The sequence below is a fragment of the Nitrincola alkalilacustris genome, from assembly GCF_008973755.1.
Classification (GTDB): Bacteria; Pseudomonadota; Gammaproteobacteria; order Pseudomonadales; family Balneatricaceae; genus Nitrincola; species Nitrincola alkalilacustris.
Genome location: NZ_WBOM01000005.1, coordinates 340,051 through 364,485, shown reverse-complemented (window position 1 = coordinate 364,485; position 24,435 = coordinate 340,051). Strand labels below are relative to the sequence as shown.

18 protein-coding genes and 1 pseudogene are annotated in these 24,435 nt (G+C 51.7%); 11 read left to right on the top strand and 8 right to left on the bottom strand.

From position 1 onward, the window contains the following. Window positions 1-1,356, bottom strand: a 1,356-nt coding sequence (locus F7R27_RS11855) for a retention module-containing protein (RefSeq protein ID WP_151704461.1), incomplete at its 3' end; no start/stop codon positions are given. A 228-nt stretch (window positions 1,357-1,584) separates the two neighbouring features. Between F7R27_RS11855 and F7R27_RS11850 the strand changes: the two genes are divergently transcribed. The 6 genes from F7R27_RS11850 to F7R27_RS11825 all read left to right on the top strand — a co-directional run bounded on the left by F7R27_RS11850 (window position 1,585) and on the right by F7R27_RS11825 (window position 10,293). Further along, window positions 1,585-4,080 carry an ATP-binding protein gene (locus F7R27_RS11850; RefSeq protein WP_151704460.1) on the top strand — a complete coding sequence of 832 codons (2,496 nt, stop codon included), beginning with the start codon at window positions 1,585-1,587 and terminating at the stop codon, window positions 4,078-4,080. 158 nt (window positions 4,081-4,238) lie between these two features. Then, window positions 4,239-5,588, top strand: coding sequence for a TolC family outer membrane protein (locus tag F7R27_RS11845; RefSeq protein WP_206060488.1), 1,350 nt, complete (start codon window positions 4,239-4,241; stop codon window positions 5,586-5,588). Between the two features lie 118 nt (window positions 5,589-5,706). Further along, a complete protein-coding gene (locus tag F7R27_RS11840; RefSeq protein ID WP_151704458.1) occupies window positions 5,707-7,848 on the top strand; it encodes a type I secretion system permease/ATPase in 2,142 nt (713 codons plus the stop codon). After that, window positions 7,848-9,287, top strand: a complete 1,440-nt coding sequence (locus tag F7R27_RS11835; RefSeq protein ID WP_338088399.1) for an HlyD family type I secretion periplasmic adaptor subunit — start codon at window positions 7,848-7,850, stop codon at window positions 9,285-9,287. The genes F7R27_RS11840 and F7R27_RS11835 overlap by 1 nt, the downstream gene beginning before the upstream one ends. A gap of 4 nt (window positions 9,288-9,291) precedes the next feature. Continuing rightward, window positions 9,292-9,885, top strand: coding sequence for a response regulator transcription factor (locus F7R27_RS11830; RefSeq protein ID WP_151704457.1), 594 nt, complete (start codon window positions 9,292-9,294; stop codon window positions 9,883-9,885). Window positions 9,886-9,948: 63 nt separating this feature from the next. After that, on the top strand, window positions 9,949-10,293 hold the full coding sequence (locus F7R27_RS11825) for a tryptophan synthase subunit beta like protein (RefSeq protein WP_151704456.1): 345 nt from the start codon (window positions 9,949-9,951) through the stop codon (window positions 10,291-10,293). 184 nt (window positions 10,294-10,477) lie between these two features. Here the strand turns inward: F7R27_RS11825 and F7R27_RS11820 are convergent, their stop codons facing one another. Together F7R27_RS11820 and F7R27_RS11815 are read right to left on the bottom strand one after the other, a co-directional pair. Next, window positions 10,478-12,385 carry an EAL domain-containing protein gene (locus tag F7R27_RS11820; protein WP_151704455.1) on the bottom strand — a complete coding sequence of 636 codons (1,908 nt, stop codon included), beginning with the start codon at window positions 12,383-12,385 and terminating at the stop codon, window positions 10,478-10,480. Between the two features lie 59 nt (window positions 12,386-12,444). Further along, window positions 12,445-13,146, bottom strand: a complete 702-nt coding sequence (locus F7R27_RS11815; protein WP_240776356.1) for a transglutaminase-like cysteine peptidase — start codon at window positions 13,144-13,146, stop codon at window positions 12,445-12,447. Between the two features lie 327 nt (window positions 13,147-13,473). Here F7R27_RS11815 and F7R27_RS11810 point away from each other — a divergent pair, with 327 nt between their 5' ends. Beyond that, entirely contained in the window at window positions 13,474-13,752 is a 279-nt protein-coding gene (locus tag F7R27_RS11810) for an ArsR/SmtB family transcription factor (protein ID WP_151704454.1), read from the top strand. Between the two features lie 27 nt (window positions 13,753-13,779). Here the strand turns inward: F7R27_RS11810 and F7R27_RS11805 are convergent, their stop codons facing one another. Beyond that, window positions 13,780-16,518: a bifunctional acetate--CoA ligase family protein/GNAT family N-acetyltransferase gene (locus F7R27_RS11805; RefSeq protein ID WP_151704453.1), complete on the bottom strand. Its 2,739-nt coding sequence runs from the start codon at window positions 16,516-16,518 to the stop codon at window positions 13,780-13,782. Window positions 16,519-16,906: 388 nt separating this feature from the next. Between F7R27_RS11805 and F7R27_RS11800 the strand changes: the two genes are divergently transcribed. After that, window positions 16,907-17,101, top strand: coding sequence for a PA3496 family putative envelope integrity protein (locus F7R27_RS11800; protein ID WP_151704452.1), 195 nt, complete (start codon window positions 16,907-16,909; stop codon window positions 17,099-17,101). 132 nt (window positions 17,102-17,233) lie between these two features. Here F7R27_RS11800 and F7R27_RS11795 read toward each other — a convergent pair whose 3' ends face one another. The 4 genes and pseudogenes from F7R27_RS11795 to ectA form a co-directional block, all read right to left on the bottom strand. Beyond that, window positions 17,234-18,664 carry an aspartate kinase gene (locus F7R27_RS11795; protein ID WP_151704451.1) on the bottom strand — a complete coding sequence of 477 codons (1,431 nt, stop codon included), beginning with the start codon at window positions 18,662-18,664 and terminating at the stop codon, window positions 17,234-17,236. 59 nt (window positions 18,665-18,723) lie between these two features. Beyond that, on the bottom strand, window positions 18,724-19,110 hold the full coding sequence (locus F7R27_RS11790) for an ectoine synthase (RefSeq protein ID WP_151704450.1): 387 nt from the start codon (window positions 19,108-19,110) through the stop codon (window positions 18,724-18,726). Window positions 19,111-19,147: 37 nt separating this feature from the next. Then, window positions 19,148-20,422, bottom strand: coding sequence for a diaminobutyrate--2-oxoglutarate transaminase (gene ectB, locus F7R27_RS11785; protein ID WP_206060495.1), 1,275 nt, complete (start codon window positions 20,420-20,422; stop codon window positions 19,148-19,150). 72 nt (window positions 20,423-20,494) lie between these two features. Beyond that, window positions 20,495-20,974, bottom strand: a pseudogene (gene ectA / locus F7R27_RS18730) (diaminobutyrate acetyltransferase); the annotation flags it as partial. Window positions 20,975-21,233: 259 nt separating this feature from the next. On the opposite strand from ectA, the gene F7R27_RS11780 reads away from it, so the two are divergent. The 3 genes from F7R27_RS11780 to F7R27_RS11770 all read left to right on the top strand — a co-directional run bounded on the left by F7R27_RS11780 (window position 21,234) and on the right by F7R27_RS11770 (window position 24,373). Further along, the gene (locus F7R27_RS11780; RefSeq protein WP_151704448.1) at window positions 21,234-21,749 is read left to right on the top strand and encodes a MarR family winged helix-turn-helix transcriptional regulator; all 516 of its coding nucleotides are present in this window, start codon (window positions 21,234-21,236) and stop codon (window positions 21,747-21,749) included. A 162-nt stretch (window positions 21,750-21,911) separates the two neighbouring features. Next, window positions 21,912-22,973 (top strand): histidinol-phosphate transaminase, encoded by a 1,062-nt coding sequence (gene hisC / locus F7R27_RS11775; RefSeq protein ID WP_151704447.1) that lies wholly within the window; start codon window positions 21,912-21,914, stop codon window positions 22,971-22,973. A 374-nt stretch (window positions 22,974-23,347) separates the two neighbouring features. Beyond that, window positions 23,348-24,373, top strand: a complete 1,026-nt coding sequence (locus F7R27_RS11770; protein WP_151704446.1) for a TRAP transporter substrate-binding protein — start codon at window positions 23,348-23,350, stop codon at window positions 24,371-24,373. Window positions 24,374-24,435: the final 62 nt, after the last annotated feature.

The window sequence follows — 24,435 nt, the reverse complement described above, 5'->3', positions numbered from 1 at the left end:
ATCGTTGATCTCATTGCCATTGCGGTCAGTCGCGGTCGCAACTACTTCAATCGGGCCATCAACCAACTCACTCAGGTCAACGCCTTCCACCAGGTAACTGCCGTCTTCTTCAACAGTAGCTGTGGTCTCAACGGTGTTGCCGTCCTGATCGGTGATCACCAGCGTCACGGTCTCACCCGGTGCAACATCCTGCGTCGTACCCGACAGGTCCGTGGTCGCCGTATCGTTGTCCAGATTCACAAACTCAACAGTGATCTCGCTCGCAACTGCATCCAGTTCCATCTCATCGGTATCTGTTCTGGTCACTCCTGTCTGATCTACAGCAGATGCTGTGACTGTGATCAGACCATCTACCAAGCTGGTTATGTCAACTTGTGGAACAAAGTAACCATTATTTGAGACAGTAGTCTGCAGACTTATAGTGTTCCCATCACTGTCACTGATAAGCAGATTGACTGTCGTGCCATTCGGCAGATTTGTGGTTGTGCCAACAATATCGACTAGTGCCACAGAGCCCTGACCTGGAGACTGAAGTTCATCTGACTCACTAAGAATTGTCAGGTTATCAAACTCAACAGTGATGGTTCCTGGGACAGGTGGAGCAGGTGGAGGACCTGGCTCTGGCTCTGGCTCTGGCTCTGGCTCTGGCTCTGGCTCTGGCTCTGGCTGCGGTTCTGGTTCTGGCTGAGGTTCTGGCTCTGGAGTAGGCTCTGGTGCAGGCTCTGGAACCGGCGCAGGAATTGGGGCAGGAGCAGGTGCCGGGGCGGGTGCTGGAGCAGGTGCGGGCGCCTCAGGCTCTTCTGCCACTGGCTCTTCGACGACTGGTTCCTCAACAGGCTCTTCTGCTACAGGCTCTTCAACAACTGGCTCTTCATCTTCAGGAAGCTCACCACTGGCAAACTGCACTTCAAAACCGTCGGTTTCGGTGCCTTCAAATTGGAACTCCTGCTCACCGACATTTTCCTGGATACGATCCAGCCGAACGAAGCCATGGCCATCACCGCCATCGCCACCTTCGGTTCCGGCGGCAGGCGCTTCGAGGTCATCCAGCAGGTCGCCTTCGCCATCCAGTGCGGCCAGCAGGTCGTCAATGCTCTGATCCTGGATCACATTTTCTTCAGGCGATGCAGCTGTGTCTGCGGCCATGTTCTCGGTGAGCAGCAGTGACTGGCCCGCAGCCAGAGTCACGATGTCGCCACCACCAAAATCGAGCAGCACTTCAGCGCCGGTTTCCGTTACTACCGTCTCACCTGCCAGCAGGGTATCACCTGCCTGCAATGCCCTGAGACTTCCATCTGCGGCTTGCGCCCATACGTTGCCCTGAACAGACGTGACAACTGCTATCGCTATACTCATGATAGAATCCTTATCTTCATTGTTTTTTCACAACCTCAACAGCATCGATATTCCCTGAGGCCATATCAAGCAAGTAAACGATTCTATCTGTGATTTTTTGTATTGATACTGTACTGTGGTACAGGGCTATGATTTATTGATACTAAAAGACTGTTTCGGATAAGCAACCGGCAGGAAATCAGGCACTCTTTAATATGGAAACAGCAGCACTGATGGAGTTTTCAAGGTGTGAATCTGCCAGATACCAACTTTAACATCTCTCTGATCGGCTCTGCCTGCATTCGGGTGGGCAATAAGTCTTTTCCGTTCAAGACACGTTACCGAAAGGCTCTGGGCCTGTTTGGGTACCTTGCTGCTGAGCGCAGTCGCCCACACAGCCGCGAACAGCTGGCTGCGCTTTTCTGGCCAGAACTGGACGATGCATCTGCCAGAGTCAACCTCAGGCAGGTGCTGGCATCCATTAACAGCAACTTTCAGCATACAGACACAACATCACCACTGATTGCCAATCGACAAAGCATTGCCTTTGCACCGGCTTCAGCGAGCAGGCTTGATCTTTTCAAACTGGAGTCACCAAACCTTCAGAACCATGAGTTGTGCCAGCAAAGCAGACAGTGCATACATACCGATCAGTTCACTGATATCTCCAACAGTATCCTGATGGGCGATTTTCTGGAAGCTTACTCATTGCCCCAGTGCGAGGAGTTTGAGGAGTGGCTGAGTCAACGCCGCGCACAAATTCGTATCAGACAGATCAATCTGCTCCAGACACTGACCGATTGTGCTCGTTCCCTGGGAAACACAGAGCAGGCGATCACCTACATCCAACAACTGATGCGCCTGGACCCGGATGATGAATCCCACCTCCGCTTGGCAATGTGTCTTTATATAGAGGTAGGCAGGCGCGAAGCAGCATTGAAAATATACGACACCTTCACCCAGAGACTGGAAAGAGAGCTGGGTGTCATGCCACAGCCCCCTACTCTTGCCCTGCATGAAACCATTGCTGCCACGCCGGCACAGCTGGACATCTCGCCATCGTCCGGCAGAAAGACTTTTCCTGCCATACAAAAGATCTCTCTGATGGTGGTACTGCGTATTCAATGGGTCAGCCTGACCCAGGACCCAGAAGAAACCGCCCAGTCACTCTATGATGCTGATCAGTTGGCAAAGTCCATCCTGTCCGACAAACTTCAGGCATTTCCTGTTTCGGGCGCAGGGAAAGGCACTCTGTTCTATTTTGGATGGCCGAATGCTCAGGATGATGCTGCCTGGTGCGCAGCCCGAGGCGCCTTGCGTTTTCTGGCAATGCTCAAGCATAAACTACCCCTTGTATCTGCACGGATCGGTATTCATGCCGGCAGGTTGCTGTCAGGCACAGATGAGATGATTCCGGACCTGATCGGTGATATCAGCGAAGAGGTGTCTCACCTGACAAGCTGCGCCCAGCCAGGCGAGATCATGGTAAGCCATCTTGTGGAGCAACTGCTGGGATCTCGTATAGCATGCAGCAAATTCGGTGAACGCAGACGCCAGATAGATGGAAGTATTCAGAGCGTTTATCGACTGAATGACTACCAGTGTAATGCTTCAGCCATCATACCTGGTGGTTTTATCGGGCGGACCGATGAACTGAATAAGCTAAGTGAGTGCTTCAGAAAAGTTGTTGAAACAGGTACCAGCAATAGCCTGCTGATACGCGGTGATATGGGCGTGGGTAAAACAGCTCTGGTCAGGCACTGGCTGAACCATCAGGATACACAACCAACCTGCATCAGACTGATATGCACACCCGATGCCACCCATGACCCTCTTCGCCCTCTGCTGATTCTGTTGAGAAACCTGCTTGGCTATGAGAATGCTGACACCCCCCTTATCAGCAAATCAGGCTTGAACAGAAAACTGAACAACCTCCCAGGCCTCAGATCGGGGAGTTCCGATGAGCTGCTCAATGCTCTGTCTGAGTACAAGCTCCCGAATAAAAACCGGTTATCTGAACTTTTCTCAGAAATTGCCGGACTGATTTCACGACTGCTCACAGCCGGCCCACTTATCATATGGCTGGAGGACGCGCACTGGTGTGACCGCACTACTCTGTCCTACCTTGACTACCATCTGATCAGAACTGACACCCCGTCATTGATTATCCGGACGCTGCGCAGCAATCATGCAGGTGATCACATGTCAGTCCCTCCCCCGGCGGAGCAGTTAAGGCTTCCGCCTCTTGACGAACATACTTCTCTTTTGCTGCTGCAAGGACTCCCCGCCTCCATGAGGCAGCATTATTCGGAGCACTCAATCATGAAGGCAGCCACCCTGAGTAAGGGCAACCCGAGTTTCATGATCGAGATGACTAAAAATGCAGTGTTTGAAGACAAGCTGCCAGACACGATACTGGCCTGTTTCAACAAGAAAATTGACGAACTTGGAGAGCTTCGTGAATTAGCTGCTCTGATCGCCTTAAAGGGTAGCGAAATCAGCCTTTCAGAACTAAGATCAATTACTGGAAGGACTGAAAAAGAGCTGGAGCAGGCGTTATCAATATTGGCAGGCAGAGAGATTCTATATAAGCAGGGCGCGTCTACTTATGTGTTCTCTCATCCACTGCTTCAGCAATCGATCATAGAACTGACCACCAACAGTCGCCAACGGCTATTTAAGCAGACAATCTCAACAAAGCTGACAGAACCCAGTCGTGAGATACTGTTTTTAACAGAGAATTAATTTAAAAGAAGATGGTTGATTACGCTTTGCTTACGCAAGGATGTTAGTCTACCTTCAAATTACAAAATGCACTCTTTTTTCAACTCTGCGTGGGCTATAGGGATATGAACAAAATACTTAAAAAAACGACGCTTTCACTGCTGATTTCCGGTGTATGCATGCTTTCAGCCACTGCTTACGCCCAAACGGCTTCAGAAGTTGCAAAACTGGCCATTGATACCAACCCTGAAGTGCAGGCCAACTGGCATGCATTCATGGCATCGGGCCATGATATCGGTATTGTCAGCGGCGGTTATCGCCCGACCGTAGATTTTCTTGCGGGCTATGGGCGCGAGTGGCGTGATGATAATGCAGGTGGCAGCCGCAGTTACAACGCCGGCGCTGCTGAAATCACTCTGACACAGATGCTGTTCGACGGTTTCAGAACCCGAAGCGAAGTAAAGCGTTTTGAGAGCGCTCAGCTGGTTCGCTATTTTGAACTCCTCGAGACAGTAGAGGGTACTGCGCTGCAAGCGATTATCGCTTATCAGGATGTCATGCGTTTCCGTGAGCTCCTGTCCCTGGCAGAAGAGAATCTCGAACAGCATATTTCCGTATTTGATCAGATTCAGGAAAGTGCGCGAGCAGGTGTAGCACGTGGGGCCGATCTGGAGCAGATCAATGGACGTCTGTCGCTGGCAGAAGCAAACCTGATCACCGAAATTTCCAACCTGCATGATGTCAGCGCGCGTTACCTGCGTATTGTTGGCGAGCTGCCACCAGCATCGCTTGCTCCTACCAACCTGAGCAGCACAATGTTACCTGCAGACATTCGCGAAGCGATCCAGCTTGCTTATGAGGGCAGCCCCACTTTCCATGCAACACTGCGGAATATCGAAGCATCCAAGGCAGGTGTCGAGAGCCGTCGTTCATTCATGCGCCCTGAGCTTAACCTGGTGGCAGGCGTCGGTGTGACTGATAATGCAGATGGCATCAGCGGCACACGTGAAGATGCTCGTATCGGCCTGCAACTGCGCTACAACCTCTACCGTGGCGGCTCCGATTCAGCAGCCCTGAACAAATCACTTCAAGAGGTCAACCTGGCCAAGGATCAACGCGATACCGCTTGCGTGAATGTCCGTCAGACAGTGCAGATCGCCTATAACGACACGCGCAAACTGAATGAGCAGCTGCCCATTCTGAATCAGCACAAGATATCGTCTGACCGTGTACGTGTTGCCTATAAAAACCAGTTTGACATAGGTGAGCGTACGCTGCTTGACGTACTGGATTCTGAAAACGAGTACTTCCAGGCCAGCCGTGCTTACTCCAACGCACTCTATGATCGTGAGATTGCGGTAGCCCGGACCCTGGCTACCATGGGGCAACTGCTGCCGGCACTGGAGATTGTTCGTGAAGGCTTGCCATCCCTGAGTGATCTGAATGCCGATGAAATGGTAGTTGATGCAGAGTCTGCATGCCCTGCTTATGATGTGAATGAGTCGCTGGCAAGAACCGGCCTGCGCTGATAACCGCCTTCCGGTTAATGTAAAACAGGTGCCGGACCTGCAGTAGATAATGCTGGTCGTTGAAACTGGCCTTTGATACTGTAAGTCCGGCTCGTGCTCTCTTGCTATAGAGATACCTATGTCGAAGTTTGACTATTCCGAACATCAGGGCGGCCCGCTTCTCGAATCATTGCTCGTCCTCTGCCGCATGCATGACCGCCCTCTTTCCAGACAATCAGCTCTGGCAGGACTTCCTCTTGAAAATGGACAACTTTCCCCGGCAACCTTTCATCGGGCAGCCAAGCGGGCAGGATTGATTTCAAGTGTTGCGGAACAACCCCTCACCAGACTGAATGCGACACTGCTCCCCGCTGTACTGCTTCTGAAAGACAACAGTGCCTGTGTTCTGATAAGCCTGGATCGGAGTCATAAAAGTGCTCAGGTGATCTATCCGGAGCTGAGTGACGCCATCGTTGATGTACCGCTGGATGATCTTTTGCCCATCTATACCGGGCATGCCATTTATGTTCAACCTGAATTCAAGTTTGACTCACGTGCCCCCCAATTAAAGAAACTGCGTGAACGGCACTGGTTCTGGGGTGTGATAGCCGAGAATCGCAAACTCTATCGTGATGTGCTGTTGGCTGCTGTCATGATCAATATGTTTGCTGTTGCCATGCCGCTGTTCGTGATGAATGTTTACGATCGAGTAGTGCCCAACCATGCGACCGATACGCTCTGGGTGCTGGCAGCCGGGATTTTCGTTGTACTGACCGCAGACCTTTTCCTGCGATTGATGCGCAGCTGGTTTGTAGATCTCGGTGCCAGCCGGGCAGATGTCAAGCTATCGGCAAACATCATGGAAAGGGTGCTGGGCATGAAAATGGAAAACAGACCGGCATCCGCTGGTTCATTTGCCGCCAATGTCCAGAGTTTTGAGTCCGTTCGCCAGTTTATTGGTTCAATTACCGTCGTTGCCCTCGTCGACCTGCCCTTTGTACTCCTCTTTGCTACGGTCATCGCACTGATCGGTTTGCCACTGGTGTTTCCAATCATTATTGGTGCCATTCTTGTATTGGTGTATGCCATGACAGCACAAGGCAAGATGCACAGTCTGTCAGAAGTATCCATGAGAGCAGGATCACAACGAAACGCCACACTGGTGGAAAGCCTGTCCAACCTGGAAACCCTCAAGAGCTTTGGCGCCGAAAGTAAAATCCAGAATATCTGGGAAAAATCGACAGTCTTTCTGGCTCGTACCAGCGCTCAGATGCGCCTTATTTCAGCATCGATCACCAATGGTGCCACTTGGACCCAGCATACAGTTGCTGTCTCAATCATCATTATTGGTGTTTATATGATTATTGAGGGAGATTTGACCCAAGGCGGCCTGATTGCAGCCTATCTGCTCTCCTCAAGGGCGATGGCGCCGATCAGCCAGGCAGCAGGTCTGCTGGCCCAATACCATCACTCTGCCACTGCCATGACATCGCTGAATGAGATCATGGACAGACCGGTAGAGCGTCCACCAGGAAAAAGCTGGATCAGCCGCCCGGTGATCAACGGAGATATCGAGTTCAAGAACGTGACCTTCCAATACCCTGATGATCAGAGGCAGGCACTGAATAACGTCTCCTTCAAGATCAAGGCGGGAGAGCATGTTGCGATACTTGGCCGCAACGGCTCAGGCAAGACAACACTGGAAAAGCTGATTCTGGGGCTCTATCAGCCGACCTCTGGCGCCATTTTATTGGATGGTGTTGATCTGCGTCAGATTGACCCTGCGGAGTTAAGGCGTAATATCGGATATGTACCCCAGGATGTTTCGCTTTTCTTTGGTACTTTGCGGGATAACATCACTACAGCCGCACCTCATGCGGAGGATGCCGAGATTATCAAAGCTGCCGAAATCAGCGGCCTGGGGCCTTTTATAAACTCACATCCGGCAGGTTTTGACATGCCGGTTGGCGAGCGCGGCCAGCTGTTGTCTGGCGGGCAACGTCAATCAGTAGCTGTGGCAAGAGCACTGATCAACAACCCGCCTGTACTGCTGCTGGATGAACCGTCAGGCTCACTGGATCACTCCAGTGAAGAGCAACTGAAGCAGAACCTGAGCAGCTACTCCAAGGGTAAAACCATGGTAGTCATTACACATCGCAGCTCATTACTGACTCTCGCTGACCGTATTCTTGTCATAGACGGTGGTAAAGTGGTAGCCGATGGGCCGAAGAACGACGTGATGGAAGCCTTGCGTCAAGGTCGAGTTGGGAGTGCATCCTGATGACTGATATGACTGACCTGAAAAAAACAGACAAGTCTGTCGAACAGCGCGGATTTGAAGCCGTTGGGTCTCTGTCCGGCGCTGTGGGTTCTTATGGCCGCCCGATGATGGACCGTGTCTTCAGCCGCTGGATCTCCTCCCCCGAAGGCACGAGCTGGGCGCAGGATGCACAGTGGGCGAAAATGCAACAGGAGCCTCTTAAGGCAAGAGCCTTGCTCTATGGGGTTGCCATCACGGTCATATTATTGCTGATCTGGGCTGGACATGCGCCTCTGGATGAAGTCGCTCGCGGTGATGGCCGTGTCATTCCTTCGCGCCAATTGCAGATCGTTCAATCATTGGATGGCGGTATCGTTGAAGCAATCCACGTCAGAGAGGGGCAGATTGTCGAAGAGGGCGATCTGCTGCTGCGTATCGATCCGACACGCTTCATCTCATCACTGCGCGAGAGCCGTGCTCAGTACCTGGCTCTGGATGCAGAGGTGATTCGACTGACTGCCCTGACGAGTGGAACAGAGCCAGTATTCCCAGAGGAGTTGCTCGAGGAAGCCCCCGGTATAGTGGCACACGAGTTGCGACTCTATCAGGCCAGCCTGGAAGAGCTGAACGAGCAGATCTCCATTGTTGAACGACAGCTTGAGCAGCGTGAGCAGGATCTTGAAGAGGCGCTCGCCCGGCGCGCCCAGTTCGCACGGGCACTGGACTTGAGCAACCGCGAGCTTGCGGTTACCCGACCACTGCTCGCTTCAGGGGCCATCTCCGAAGTGGACATCATTCGTCTGGAGCGCGAGGTATCCAATGCCCAAGGTGAGGTCAGCCGTGCCAATGCGATCATATCCAGAAGCCGCGCAGCCATAGAAGAGGGTCGCAACAAGATTCGTGAAGTCGAGCTGGGAGTTATCAACCGCTGGCGTAATCAGCTCTCTGAGTCCAGATCTCGGCTGAATGCGCTGACTGAAGCGGAAACAGGACTTGCCGATCGTGTTCGGCAGGCCGAAATCCGCTCGCCCGTCCGAGGCACCGTACAACGGATGTTCGTCAACACGGTTGGCGGAGTGGTGTCACCCGGTCGTGATATCATTGAGATCATCCCTCTGGATGATCAGTTGATCATTGAGGCCCGGATCCCGCCCAAGGATATTGCCTTCATCCGCCCTCAACAGCCAGCCGTCATCAAGTTCACCGCTTATGATTTTGCAATTTATGGAGGGCTTGAGGCTGAGGTTGAGCATATCAGTGCGGATACCATTACTGATGAGCGGGATAATACCTACTACCTCGTCAGATTACGTACGCATGAATCCGGCTTTGAAGGTCAGTTACCCATTATTCCCGGGATGACTACCCAGGTGGATATTCTTACCGGCAAGAAAACGGTTCTGGAGTTTTTGCTGAAACCTGTTTTACGCGCCACTTCTCAGGCATTGACGGAACGATAAAAATATGAATCTGTTTATAACCGATAAGGGATTTGTTATTTCACGCTGGACTGAGGCTTTTCCCGATGCCCAAGTTCAGCTTGCCGCTGAGGCCGATCATCTACTCTCCTCTCTGGATCGCGTCTGGATACTGACGGGCACCCAAAACTGGCAGGAGCGTATCAGCTTCTTCACCGAGAAAGGGATCAAAGTCATTGCCTTGACTCGCGCAGAAGAGACAACAGAGCTGCGTTCTGCTCTTAATGCCGGGGCACGTGCCTATCTGAATGCGTTATCCAACCCTGCCATTCTCCAACAGGCAGCACAGACTGTTGACAGTGGTGGTCTCTGGCTACCTTCAGAGATGATCAATAAAGTGATCAGAGTGATCTCCGGCCTCCTCAGCGAACAGGAAAAGCCCGAATGTGACCTGTCATCTCTGACCGATCGCGAGAAAGAAGTTGCCGCCGCTGTCGTCAAAGGGGGCAGCAATAAAGAGATCGCCCGGGATCTTGATATTACCGAGCGAACAGTCAAGGCACATCTGGGATCCATTTTTGAGAAGCTGGGTGTCAGAGACAGAATGCATCTGTTGCTGATCATGAAAGGACGCAGTTGAACCCAGTCGTTTTGACAAGGGTCATAAGCCAGGCTCATTTCCTGAAACGAGGGGTGAAAACAGATGTACATACGCCGAGATAGCACCGGTGCCATCATCGCGGTCAGCAGTGTTCAGGCCATAGACTTCACGGAAGAGATAGCCAGTGATTCACCAGAGCTGGTGCTTTTTCTTAATCAGTACTCTCAGGCAATTCCTGAACAGCAGGCCCTGATCAAGTCCGACACCGAACTCGTACGCGTCGTGGAGGACTTGATAGAGCTGCTGACAGATAAAGGCGTCATCCAGTTCACCGACCTGCCATCAGCCGCTCAGAAAAAGCTGATGACACGTCAGTCGTTGCGAAGCAAAGTCAACGGTCTGAAGCTTTTTTCGGATGACAATGACGATGAGCTTACCCCGCTTTAATCGACTCTGATGATCTGAGTCAGCATCTGCAACTGTTCAACTAGCAACTGCTCCTGAAAAGGGTATGTGAAAAGGGGTCAGGTACATTTACGGCTCGCCGTAAATGTACCTGACCCCTTTTCATGACCCCTTTTCATCTGCCCATATATAGACATAAAAAGAGCGCTTTCGGGCTCTTGTCGTATCAGCCGATAATCGGCCCTGTCATGGCATCCACACCACAATCACGCAATGCTGCTATCTCCTGTTCGGTCTGAACCCCTTCGGCAATCACCAGCATGCCGATCGAGTGCGCAACCGTTGCCAGTCCTCGGACAAAGTTCTGGTTACCAACATTGTCCGGAAGATCACGAACGAACGCGCTATCCACCTTGATATAATCCAGCCCCAGATCCTGCAATTCGCCAATTTCAGAGAAGCCAGCACCCGCACGCTCCATACCGATTTTCACACCCAGTGGTTTGATCACCATACAGAAATCCCGGAAGGCTTCCAGGCTGTTCAATACCGATTTTTCCGGGAGTTCCAGCCATATCCTGTAGCACAGCTCTGGCACCTCTTTGAGCTGCTCAACCAGTTGCCGCCTGAAGCCGGCATCTGAAATCGCCTCTACAGAGAGGTTTATTGCGATATGCTCTGATGCCCCACTCTTCAGTCTGTCTATTGCAGCAGCGGCGACCGCCAGATCAAGGCGAGGCATCAGGTTCAATCGCTTCGCCCAAGGGATGAAGTAACCGGCAGAGCGCAACTCACCATTCAGCTCAAGCCTCATCATCGCTTCATCATGTATCACCTCGCCGCCTGGCGATTTAACCGAGAAGGTATGGATGCGCACGCCAAGCGTTTCCAAGGCATACTCCAGCGCTTCGCGCCACTTGTCGGCACTCTGGAACTGCTCTTCCGCACCAGATGTCTTGAGTATTTCAGCACAGGTGTCTTCACGCTGCTCAGCGATAGCCAGGGCGTTATCACCCCTCATCAGCACTACACCTCGCGATTCAGCTTTGGTGTAGCAGCAGGCTGACAAAGGCAGATAAACCTTATCCTCTGTAATATCTTTTACAAGCTCTCTTAACGCAGTAATCAGTTCGTCGCTGATATTGCCAAGGTCTTCGCTGCCGGGTATCAGCAAAGCAAAATCACTACCATTCAAGCGCCCACTGAAAGCATCTGGATGCTTTGCCGTAATCTGTTTGAGAAGCTCCGCGACAGCACAAAGCAGCTCATCAGTTTTTTTGTAGCCCAGTGATTTATTGATCTCTGCCAGGTGACTCAGCCTGACCATAAACAAAGATCCATGGCCAGCTGCGTCATCACGCGTCAGCTGCGCATCCAGCAGGTTCAGGAAGTATTCACGATTGGGCAGTTCCGTCACTGCATCATGCTGGTTCTTGAAGCGCATCTCCTCCAGACGCCGGGCTTCAACATCCAGCATCTGCCGTATCCGCTCAGACAGAATATTCATGGCACGCACAACACGCCCAAACTCCAGCGTACGTGGTTCATGAGAGGTAATGAAACGTCGTCCACCGATCGCCTCAGCCTGAGAAACCACATCATCCAGCGGTCGTGTGATCACTTTCAGAATCAGGGTACCCAACAGGCCACAACCAAATGCAACGACAAAGAACGAGAGCAGTAACTCTTTGGTGGTTGACCAGAGCGCCTCATGTGCAAAACGGGTATGGCTTTCCAGCCGCAGCACACCGTACTGATTCCAGCCATCTTGAACCAATGCCACTCCTGTATCGACATTCAATGGCGCCATGCGGATAAACCAGTCAGGCGCTGTATACTCACTCGCACCCTCCTGTTGCTTACGCTGTATTACCTCTCCCTGAGGATCAACCAGCTCAATGAACTGGTAGTGACCGGTATCAAACTGGGCAGCCAGCAGCAGCTCGATCGTAACCGGATCCTTTTCAAGCTGTGACAATGTCAGCCCGAGAGAGTTGGCGTTATCGATATTCTTGAGATGCAGCTGCTCTTCAAAATACTCTCTGGCCGAGAAAATACTGATCGACAGGCTACTGAAGAATGCGATCGTCATCAGAATGATGACGGCAATCCATAATTGTTTGATAAGGGACATGCTAGTTCTTCTCCCTGTTGAATATTCTGACTTCAGTCACCTGTTTCATATGCTTAGACTCACCAGACTAATCCTTCATTTTCTATTCGATCAAGTACGTTACGCCAGCGTGACAAACGCGCAGTTGGACTTGCCACCGAGGTAGTCCCTCCGGGTGTCCACAAGCCTGCGGCGTTAAAGCTGAAAACAGGTTGCAAGTCTGGTCGATCCCTTGCGGGTTGTATATCACGCACCAGACTATCCAGAATCAAAGGCTCAGCATTTGGCTGAGGATAATAACCCAGCACCATGTGTGCCTCGGTAATCGTGCTGCGGGAGCCGCCGATACGTGCCCGAACATAGATCATCCTGAGGTTGGCGTCACTGATACCAAGCATGCGCAGACTGACATACTTGGCAATCGCATAATCCTCACAATCACCCATGCCATGCCCAAGCGTCTCAAGCGGAGAAGCCCAGTAGTCTTCCATACCATAAAGATTAATATCAAGCCGATAACGTATATGCTGATGAAAGAACTGACTGACCATCTGCACCTGCTCCATCTCGGTTCTGTCTACCGCAGCGCGCAGCATCTGCTCCCAGGCGCGTGACACCGTTACTCTTGAAGCACCGAATTGACTCTCCATCATGCGATGAAAGCGCTCAAAATCAGCTCTCAATTGGCCACTGGCTGTCCTGACTGAAAAGATCGTCGGTAATCCAAGCATCAGCCCGGCGCACAGTAACCCACTGGTCAACGCCCTTCGCCTGGCATTCATGTACATGCATCCTGATGCGGGTTCATCTGCGGTCTCATGAAAAGTGCATTATTCATGTCAGTCGGTAACGAAACCGAGTCCTTACATTAGCTTATCGAATAACATAGCAGCCAGCCCTCACCCTGTCACTGTACAAAAGAAGAATTGACAAGTGATATCATTCGGAAGTTGTGCTATTTTTGCATACGCATTTCGATGCACCATAATAATAAACAGCACTCCGCTTATAACCTGATAAATCAGGAGTTCAAATTGGCAGCCTTACACACAGAAACTCACCCAAGCAGCTCCCCGCTGCCTTCACTTTCTCCAGAAAGCCTCGAGCAGATGAAATCAAATGCAGCCAAAGCTGCAAAACTGATGAAAGCACTGGGCAATGACAGCCGCCTGCTCATTCTGTGCAATCTCAATGACCGCGAAATGTCTGTCACCGAGTTAAATGGAAGACTTGATCTCAGTCAATCGGCACTGTCACAGCACCTGGCTGTACTCAGGCGAGACGGTCTGGTCAAGACGCGCAGGGAATCCCAGACCATTTACTATTCTCTGAATGGTGACAAGGCGATCAAGATAATCAACACTTTGCATGAGATGTTTTGCTCCTGAGCTCACACTGGAGCATATACAGCCTGATCAGGACTGCTGAAGACGGTATATCTGCCAGTCTTCGGCAGGCTCATGCAAAGCCAGTTTCATATCTACGACATCCTCTTCCATATTGTAACTGACACTGAAGCCCAGTTTTCGCGCCAGCGCCTGCATACTCTTGTTCGCCGGAAGGGTTGAGCCCATGATCATCAGGGTTCCCTTGCTGCGACAATACTCTATGATCTTCTCCATCAGCATCACCCCCAGCCCTTCACCCTGCAGATCATCTCTGATGACTACAGAAAACTCGCTGCGAATATTGTCTGGATCGGTAACGGCTCGAACGACACCCAGGGTTTCATCTCCCTGACCATCCTGCCTGGGCCGTGAAATGATGAAAGCCATCTCACGGTCGTAATCTATCTGAGTCCAGTTGGCCAGCTCGTGATGCGTCGGCACGCCGCGACTGTAGAAGTAGCGTAATCGGATGGACTGGGGGGAAAGGTGATTGTAAAAAGCCAGATGCTCAGGTTCATCCTCGCCACGAATAGCTCTGAGGATTGCCTTCTGGCCCGATTTTTTCAACGTGACCGTTTCAGTCAGATATTCCGGATAAGGCGAAATAGCTGAAGCTACCGGGTCCCCGAGTGAAACCGTCATGTCCACCGCCAGAAGACCACTTTTGTTCAACAGCAGAGGGTTGATCTCGAGTGCTTTCAATTGCGGCAACTCTACCGCCATCTGCCCCAGGGTCATCAGTATCTCACACAGATGATCGACATCCCGTTCCGGCTGATAGCTGTTTTCGGTAACGATACGATAGACCCTTGATCGCATCACCAGTTGTCGCGCCAGCGCCGAATTCAAAGGAGGCAACATCACTTGTCGATCAGCCAGTACATCCACCTGATACCCACCGACACCAAACACGATCAGTGGCCCGAAGACCGCATCACGCGTTATGCCGACATTGATCTGCAGTGATTGAAATCCTCGCTTCATCTGCTGAACAACAAATCCATGCGTCTGCTCCGGCGGGTAGCGCTCACTGACCCGATAAGCAAGCTTGGTTACCGAGTGTTTCACCTCCGGCAGTGAGTAAAGATCCAGTGCAAGATCCTGCCAGCGCTGATGACTTTTTTTGTCGTAACAGAAAGGGTTAATATTGCCCTGATGCAGAGCCTTCACTGCGATGGAGCCACCCAACTGACGAGCAGACTCCACCACCTCCTCTATGGTGCGACAGTAATGAGTACGGGGTGTTGGAATATCATACAGCTCCAGCAGATCACAACTCTCGGCGTGAGTCAGATAATCCCGTGACTCCTCTGCAACTCGCTCCAGCAAAGCCTTGGCCCGCTGACGATTGGGCAGATTGTGCATCTGATAGGCAGAGGGGGTCTGGCGCATTGCCTCCTGGTTGCGGCGGTAGTCAACCATGTGCATGAAGGCATCAACCGCCTCTTCTGGCGTCAGAAACGTCATGATGCCTGCACCATTGCACAGGTTGCGCGCGGCAATGGCAGAAGCCCTGCCCATCCAGCAGGATAGGATATTTCGTGGCGTTTTGTGGGCGGTATCGATCACCGCCCTTGCCGTATCCAGACCCGGAGCCATATGTGTCGGCGCATGGATTGACAGCACCGCATCCACACCCGGATCCTTGCACAGAATCTGAATGGCAGCAGCAAACCGTTCCGCAGTGGCATCCGAATCCAGATCAACAGGATTACAACCATTCCAGTGCGCAGGCAGCAGCTCGCTCAATGCTGTGACTGTCTCCTCACTGAGCGTTGCCAGTACGCCGTTTTTCTTCATCAGCCGATCATTGGCCAGCGCGTTCGGCCCCATCCCATTACAGACGATTGCCAGACGCTCTCCGCGCATCGGCTTCATGCGATTCAGCGTTTCGAGAGCATTGAACAATTGATCCGATGTTTCAACCCTCACCGCCCCGGCTCGCCTCAGTGCGGCATCGTAAAGGATATCGTCATCGGCAATGCCATCTGCCAATACCTTGACCATGCGGCCATCCGGCACGATTCCCGACTTTAATACCAGCACCAGCTTGTTGCGTGATGCAGCACGCAACGCGGAAATGAAGTCTCTGGCTGAGCCCACCACTCGATCCATCTGCAGCAGAATCGCATGCGTCATTGGATCAGAGGCCAGATAGTCGATAATGGAAGGCAAGTCGACATCGACCCCCTCTCCCAGCGTGAGAAAGTGAGAGAAACCTATCTCCTGTCCATTCGCCCAGTCGATGATGGCCGTTCCGATAAGTCCCGACTGCCCGATATACGCCACCTTACCCTTGCGGATATTGGTGTGGGCATAGCTGGCGTTCATATTTGAACCCGGCACCAGCATACCCATGCAGTCCGGGCCCAGAATCCTGATGCCATACGAGCGGGCAGCTTCTTTGATTTCATCCTTCAAGGTGCGACTGGACAGATCATCCACAATAGACAGCCCTCCGGTCAGGATCATGGCCGCACGCACCATGTGAGCACCCAGCTTGCGGATGATCCCAGCCACTGTCTCCGGAGGTGAGCAGATAATGGCAAGATCAGGTACCAGTGGCAATTCAGCTACGCCTGTATAGCAGGTAACACCGTGTACCTGCTTGGCACCTTTGGGGTTCACCACCATCAGCTTGCCCTCATAGCCTGCCTCAAGCAGGTTACGCAGAACAACACCACCCATGCTGTCACCGCGTTCAGATGCACCAAACACGACGATTGAAGCGGGCTTGAAAAAGCGTTTCAGGTATCTGGTCGACATTCAACTGCTCCCGGGATGAGATCGTATAACCATCCTGATCAATGGGTTTCCTGATTTCATTCTATCCATTTCGCACCTGCAGCAAAAGCAAGCTTACATCAAGATCATGACAGTTAAGCGGAATACCTGTCGCGCAACAGGTTAACTGCTTCTTTAATAGCCATTTATAGTTAAAAAATAATATTCCAATAAAATATTTTAATTTTGTGGATGCCAGCAAAGCTGCTTATATTCGCGCTTATCAGCCGGATCATTTTCAGGCGTGCAAAGAACAGAGCCAATAGAAGTGTAGTCTGATTTCTTTGCTATATTGAAGATGAGTGGTCTGAGGGTATGAACCCGAGCCAGTAACGCCAATATCAACACTTAATCTGTGAGAGCAGAACCGATGGGCACAAAGATTCGTGTCGATCAAGTCGCCGTCGATGAGATAGACGACTGGAACGAACAGTTTACCGAAGAGGAAGATTTAGGCCGTAGCCGTTTGAAATACAATGGAAAAAGACGACGTGAGATTGAAGACCTGATGGAAGAGCGCAGATTGATGCGCCAGATCCAGGATGTCTACGACGAGCACGCCTGATACGGTTTAACCTGAGCAGTGATTGCTGATCCGATCAGTACCCTTCACTGCGCCTGCAGATCGAACACTGAGGTATGACCGGAGCCATCCCGGTCATACCCTTCAGTATGGAGCAAATGTATGATCTGCGCATCAAGCTGCGCAGATCACATCACCATGACCTTCCTGTTCAATCAGGGCATGATGCAGCGCCTTGACGGCACCTTCATAATCATCCTGATCGATAACACACTGCATCTCGACCTGACGCATCGACTGATGCAACGCCTGAACGCTGATCCCCGCTCCCGCCAGGGCATTTACGGTCCGAGCCAATATTCCGGACACCTTCAGATCAGAACCTATCGCGGATACTATGGCCACCTTATGCAAGCTGACTTCCGCCGAAGGATAGCGCTCACTGATCAAACGCAGTGCGCGATTGACCATCTTGCGTGAACCCGCAACATAGTAGGTGATACTGTTCGCATCCGAATCACGATTGACCACATAGAGTTTCAACTGATGCAGCAGACGTGACAGCTCTATATCGTAGTTGCTGTCACCCAGCATCTCCTGATCGAATATTTCTATACCGAAGACATTACGGCGCCCTGCAATGATCTCCACACAGGGCTCGACACTGCGATAGTCCTGGCAGATCACTGTTCCATCATGATCCGGCTCGAAAGCGTTCTTAATACGCAGTTTGATGCCCTGCTGACGCAACCCTTTGGCTGCCTTGGGATGGATCGCCTCCATACCCAGATTGGAGAGCTGATCCGCCACATCATAGTTGGTACGCCCGATCGTGACGATCTTATCCATATCAACCACTGCAGGGTCGGCACTGCTCAGGTGATACTCTTTGTGTATCACCGCTTCTGCCGCGTTGGTGACCGTGGCGATCTTGCTGAAGGTCATCTCACTGTAACCGCGATCAAAGGTACGCATCAGCCCTTCGGCACAATGCGTGTAGCCAGTCACTACCGGCAGCTCTGAGGTCAGATCCACACCGTCAAAATGATTACGGATCATCTCATCAAATGGCAGGTGCTGCTCCTGATGCCAACCGCTGAGATCCACGAGGCGCGCATTGACACCCGCACGCTTGAGTGCCAGCACGCTGTTGTAGGCACTGTGAGCTTCGCCCAGTGAGGCAAGCATCTCGCGCACCTTCATCAGGTGCTCATCCAGCTTGAAGTGGCCATAGGAGCAGAGCTTCTGCAGACTGTCCATGCAGGCTTCAGCGTCATCTATGCGCTCAAGGATAAATCTGTCTGCTCTGGCGCGATCTGTTCCTTCGGCAAAGAGTTCGGCATTTTTTGCCAGCATGCTCTCTTTCACCTTGGTCAGCGATGTACGCCAGGCGTGCTCGCTCTCGGCATCTGCGAAGCTGGCATAGACACCGGGCTTACCCGACTTCTTATGCTCCAACAGTTGGTTGGTGATGCCGCCATAGGCAGACACCACAAAAATTCGGTTATAGAGATCGGCGCCTTCACGGCCGCCGATCAGAATAGTATCCATCAGTTCCTGAAAGCGGCTCATTGATGTGCCGCCAATCTTTTCAACAGTATGCATTGGACTCCCTGTTCAGGTTAATCCCACGCTGAATGCGCGTTGTTTTGAGGTGCCCCTGCTCAGTCACACAGGGGATAAACACCATTTTCATCATGAACCTCACGCCCGGTAACCGGCGGATTGAAAACACAGGCCATGACCATATCTTCTGTTGTTGCTCTGAGCAGATGCTCATCGTGCTTATCCAGGATATACAGCGTGCCTGGCTCGATCGGATAGACCTTGCCATCGGCAATGGTTTCAACCTCACCCTGGCCGCTGATGCAATAGACCGATTCGAGGTGGTTCTGATACCAGATATGTGTTTCCGTGCCCTTGTAGATGGTCGTGATATGGAATGAAAACCCCATATTGTCATCCTTGAGCAGCATGCGAGTGCTTTCCCAGGTTTCGGTCACGACACGGCGCTCAGACTGCTGGCACTCTTTCAGAGTACGTACGATCATTGATGAATTCCTTAATGTAATGAGTTGAGTAGGCTGATCAAGACGCTTTACGATCCTGCTCTGACAGTGCTTCTGCAAACGCCTTATCCAGCACACGCAGACCAAATTCGATATGCTCGTCGCTGATTATAAGCGGAACCAGACACTTCACAACCTGTCCACGCGAACCGCTGGTTTCGATGATCAGGCCCAGCTCAAATGCACGACTGGTCACCTTATCGGCCAACTCACCGGATTCGCACTCAATACCACTCATCAGGCCGCGCCCCTTGAGCGTCATGCTTTTCTGCCCATGGCGACGAATCAATGCCTGGAGACCATCACGCATCTTCTGCGCCTTGCGTTGAACCTCTTTGGCAAAGGTTTCATCAGCCCAGAAGGTTTCGAACGCTTTGGCCGCGGTCACAAACGCATGGTTGTTGCCACGGAAAGTGCCGTTATGCTCACCGGGTTTCCAGATATCCAGCTCGCTGCGGAAAAGGGTTACTGCAAACGGCAATCCATAACCACTGATTGATTTAGACAGCGTCACGATATCCGGCTTGATGCCTGACTCTTCAAAGCTGAAGAACTGACCCGAACGACCACAACCGGACTGAATATCATCCACTATCAGCAGCATGTCATGTTTACGACAGACCTTTTCCAGGTTGCGCAGCCAACTGCTGGACGCGGCATTCAAACCACCCTCACCCTGAATCGTCTCAACGATAACCGCAGCAGGTTTATCAACGCCACCGCTTGGGTCACACAGCACATTATCCAGATACTCAGTCGTGTCGACACCTTCGCCCAGGTAACCATCAAACGGCATGCGCGTAACGTCGTTAAGTGACGCACCCATACCGCCACGATGATGCTGATTTCCGGTACAAGCCAATGCTGCACCCGAAACGCCATGGAAGCCATTGGTAAAGGCGATGATATTGCTGCGGCCCTTAACCTTACGTGCCAGCTTGAGAGCTGCTTCTACCGCATTGGTTCCGGTCGGGCCTGTGAACTGTACGCGGAAGTTTTCCATCCCACGCGGCTTCAGGATCAGGTTATGGAAGGTATCCAGAAAACGCCCCTTGGCACTGGAGTACATATCCAGACCATGTGTGATGCTGTCAGACGCAATATAGTCGATCAGTGCTTCTTTCAGCTCTGGGTGGTTGTGCCCGTAATTCAGGGTACCTGCACCGGCCAGGAAGTCGATGTACTCCTTACCATCCTCAGTGAAGAGAGATGCACCCTTAGCCTTGTTGAAGACAACTGGAAAAGAGCGTGAGTAAGAGCGTACTTCTGATTCTACCTGTTCGAAAATATTCATCTGTGTTTCCTTTTTTAAATTCTGTTTCACGACGGGGCGACTGCCAGGCTGCTTCAGAATGAAGGGGCCCGCGCGGTACAACACCTCATCATCATGCTTGTCTTCAAAGTGCTCACTGCTCGAAAACAGCACTTCTTCTCGAACCGGGGCGTAGAGTTCCTTGAACACGCGGGCGAACAGCGCTTCCGAAGCGGTGTTGCCGGGTGAAATGGTCGTCTCTATATAACGCACACCAAAATCGGCATTGGTTCGGTTGATCAACTCCGTCAGCATGCGTTTGGCCAGACTCTGACCACGGCATGAAGGGTCGACCGCCACCTGCCAGACAAACAGTGTCTTGTTACGCGCAGGTGGAATATAGCCGGAGATGAACCCGACCAGTTTTCCATCACTGTCCTCAGCCGCTATCGAGGTATTGGCAAAGTCGTAACACTGCAGCAGGTTGCAGTAGGTTGAATTCGTATCAAGAGGCGGGCATCTCTCCACCAGCTCATTCAAAGACAGCCCGTCGGTTGGGAGGGGCTTCCGCAATGTGATTGTTTTGATATCCATAGCCTTTCATTTATTTAGTAATACTATGGTTTTAATTATAAAACATATCACTGGATCAATTTCAACCCGTTAGCGCATAGTACTGACACCCCGAATATAGAGGAAAAATTGATAAATACTGCCTGAAGTGCTACATATATATAGCATTGCGTTACAAAATATTTTTCTGGAGGTGGTCAAAATTAATTTGCATTATTTGAACAATCAGGCTAAAAATCGCCCTCCATTGAGCGAAACACAACAGAGTCTGGCGAGCCTTATGCAAAAAAGTCACGAAGTCCTGGTACTTTTGAGACAGATTATTCGTGCAACCGATCTTCATGATAAGCACCTGAGTCGGATGACTGGCCTGACCATGCCACAACTGATGCTGATGCAGACCCTGAGGCTGCATGGCCCGGTAACAGTTGGCGTGCTGGCCAAAGAGATGAACCTGGCCCAGGCAACCGTGACCAGCATCCTTGACCGCCTGGAGCGCAAGGCGCTGGTGCGGCGTGAACGCAGCCAGGAGGATAAGCGCAAGGTACATGTTGTACCGACAGATGAGGGACAGGAGCTGCTGAAATCAGCCCCCACCACTCTGCAGGATATGTTTATTCGCCAGTTTGATGATATGCATGAGTGGGAGCAATCAATGGTCGTCGCATCCCTGGAGAGAGTGGCCCATATTCTGGGCGCACACCATATTGATGCCGCCCCGATGCTGGATATCGGTGCTCTGGATCGTGGTGATGACACCCCCTTACCGGAATATCTGCACAATCAATCATCCTGATACCAGCAACCTTTTCATTTTCAGCGATCCAGCTCAGACGCAACACAGTACAGATCTTTAACCTTCTGTATTGTGTCCTGCGCACCCTGCCTTTGTTATGATGTGCGAAACCGATAATCAGATCCTCTATTAACACCCCCATTCATGCCGGTGATACTGACAATGAGTAAATTCTGGAGTCCTGCGATCCGCTCTCTGGTGCCCTATACACCGGGCGAACAGCCTAAAGTACAGAACCTGATCAAACTCAACACCAATGAAAACCCCTACCCGCCCTCGCCTGGGGTCGAACGTGTGCTGCGCGAATTTCAGGTAGATCGCCTGCGCCTTTATCCCGATCCCGAGTCCACGACGCTGAAACAGACTGTCGCCAGACGCTTTCAGATCAACGAAAGTCAGGTATTTGCCGGTAATGGTTCCGATGAAGTATTGGCACTGGCATTCATGGCATTTTTCCGCCAGCCGCGCCCCCTGCTTTTTCCTGACATTACCTATAGTTTCTACGATGTTTACTGCAATTTACTGGATATAGAGCATGAAAAAATCAGCCTGCGCCCAGATTTCAGCATCAATCTGAGCGATTATCCGACTGAAAATGGGGGAGTGATTTTTGCCAACCCCAATGCGCCAACCGGTATTCTGCTATCACTGACAGAGATTGAGTCCTTCCTGCAGCGCAATACTGAGAGTGTCGTGATTGTCGATGAGGCTTATATAGATTTCGGTGGCGAAAGCGCAGCCAGTCTGATTGACCGCTTCCCGAACCTGCTGGTGATTCAGACCCTGTCCAAATCCGGATCGCTGGCAGGCATGCGCGTGGGTTATGCGATGGGCCAGGAGGATTTGATAGCAGGCCTTGAAAGAGTCAAGAACAGCTTCAACTCCTACCCGCTGGATATGCTGGCTACGGCAGCGGCTGTTGCGGCGCTGGAAGATGGTGACTATTTCCGCAGCACCTGCAACAGGATCATCAACACGCGCGAAACAACGCGCACTCAACTGGAGGCACTGGGCTTTCAAGTGCTGCCATCGGCTGCCAACTTCGTGTTTGCCACTCATCCGCAACAGGATGCAGCTGAACTGATGGCTTACCTGCGCAACCTCGGCATTCTGGTCAGACACTTCAAAAAACCAGGTATTGATCAGTTCCTGCGCATCTCTATCGGCACCGATCAAGAGATGAAAAAGCTGCTGGAAGCCTTGTCAGCCCACCCGGATCTGTAAGCGCAACAACCCGACAGGCAGGAGCTGCGCTGATCGCACACCTGCCTTTTCCCCTCCATCACCACCTTAAGCCCGCCTACCCGCTGCAGGCCCTGACACCATGCGGCAAACGCAGAAAAAACCTCATCTCACACCCTCTGAAACAGAAAAAACTGCAACTCACATCAAGCGTTACAGAAAAAAAGTCCCTCCGCGTCTCTGTATAGTTAATCAATGGTCTGGGTTTCAGGCATGTTTCTGAAACAAATCACAACAGAGAAAAAGTGGCAAGAAAAAGAAAAAGGGGTCAGGTACATTTAAGGCCTGCCTTAAATGTACCTGACCCCTTTTTCCTTTTTCGATCTTCATATAATAAAGCGACGAGGGATTGAATCATGAGTAAGAAAACACTTCTAAGCACCGCACTGGCGGGTGTTCTGATGGCCGGTATGGTGAGCTACAGCGTTGATACCGAAGCCGCAAACTGGCGCTATGCGCATGAGGAGTTCGAGGGCGATGTACAGGATGTATTCGCACAGAAGTTCAAGGAGTATGTCGAAGCCAACTCCTCCAACACGGTTCAGGTTTTCCGCTTTGGCGAACTTGGCGAATCCGATGACATCATGGAGCAGACTCAGGCAGGCATACTGCAGTTCGTAAACCAGTCTCCCGGCTTTACCGGTGCCATAATCCCTGAAGCACAGATCTTCTTCATCCCTTACCTGCTGCCGGTTGAAGATGATCAGATCATAGAATTTTTCCGCACCAGCAGCGCGATCAATGAGATGTTCCCCGAACTCTATGCCGAGCAGGGTCTTGAGCTGCTGACCATGTACCCGGAAGGCGAGATGGTGGTCACCGCGGATACTCCTGTGCGCACACCTGAGGAGTTCCGTGGCAAAAACATACGCACCATGACCAACCCTCTGCTGACCGAAACCTATCGTGCATTCGGTGCAACACCTACCCCCCTGCCTTGGGGTGAAGTCTACGGCGGTTTGCAGACCAACATCATCCAGGGTCAGGAAAACCCGATCTTCTGGATCGAATCCGGTGGCCTTTATGAAGTTTCACCGAACCTGATCTTTACCGGACATGGTCAGTTCACCACCGCCATGATGGCAAACAAGCGTTTCTTCGACGGCCTGTCTGATGAGGACAAGCAACTGGTCCATGATGCGACTGCTCACGCGTTTGACTACATCACCGAGTATGTACCCGGTCTCAGCGAGCAATCACTGGAGAAGATTCTGGCCGCCAAGCCTGATGTCACAGTAACACGCCTGACAGAAGAGGAACGCCAGGCCTTCCGCGATCGCGCACCACAGGTTGAAGCACGCTTTATCGAGATGACCGGCGAGCGTGGTCAGGCACTGCTTGACCAGTTCAAGGCCGATCTTGAGGCCGTGACAGGCAACTGAGGTTAACACTGAGAGTCACGGGCCAAAGTGCATGGAGTGCTTTGCGCCCGTTTGAGATTCAG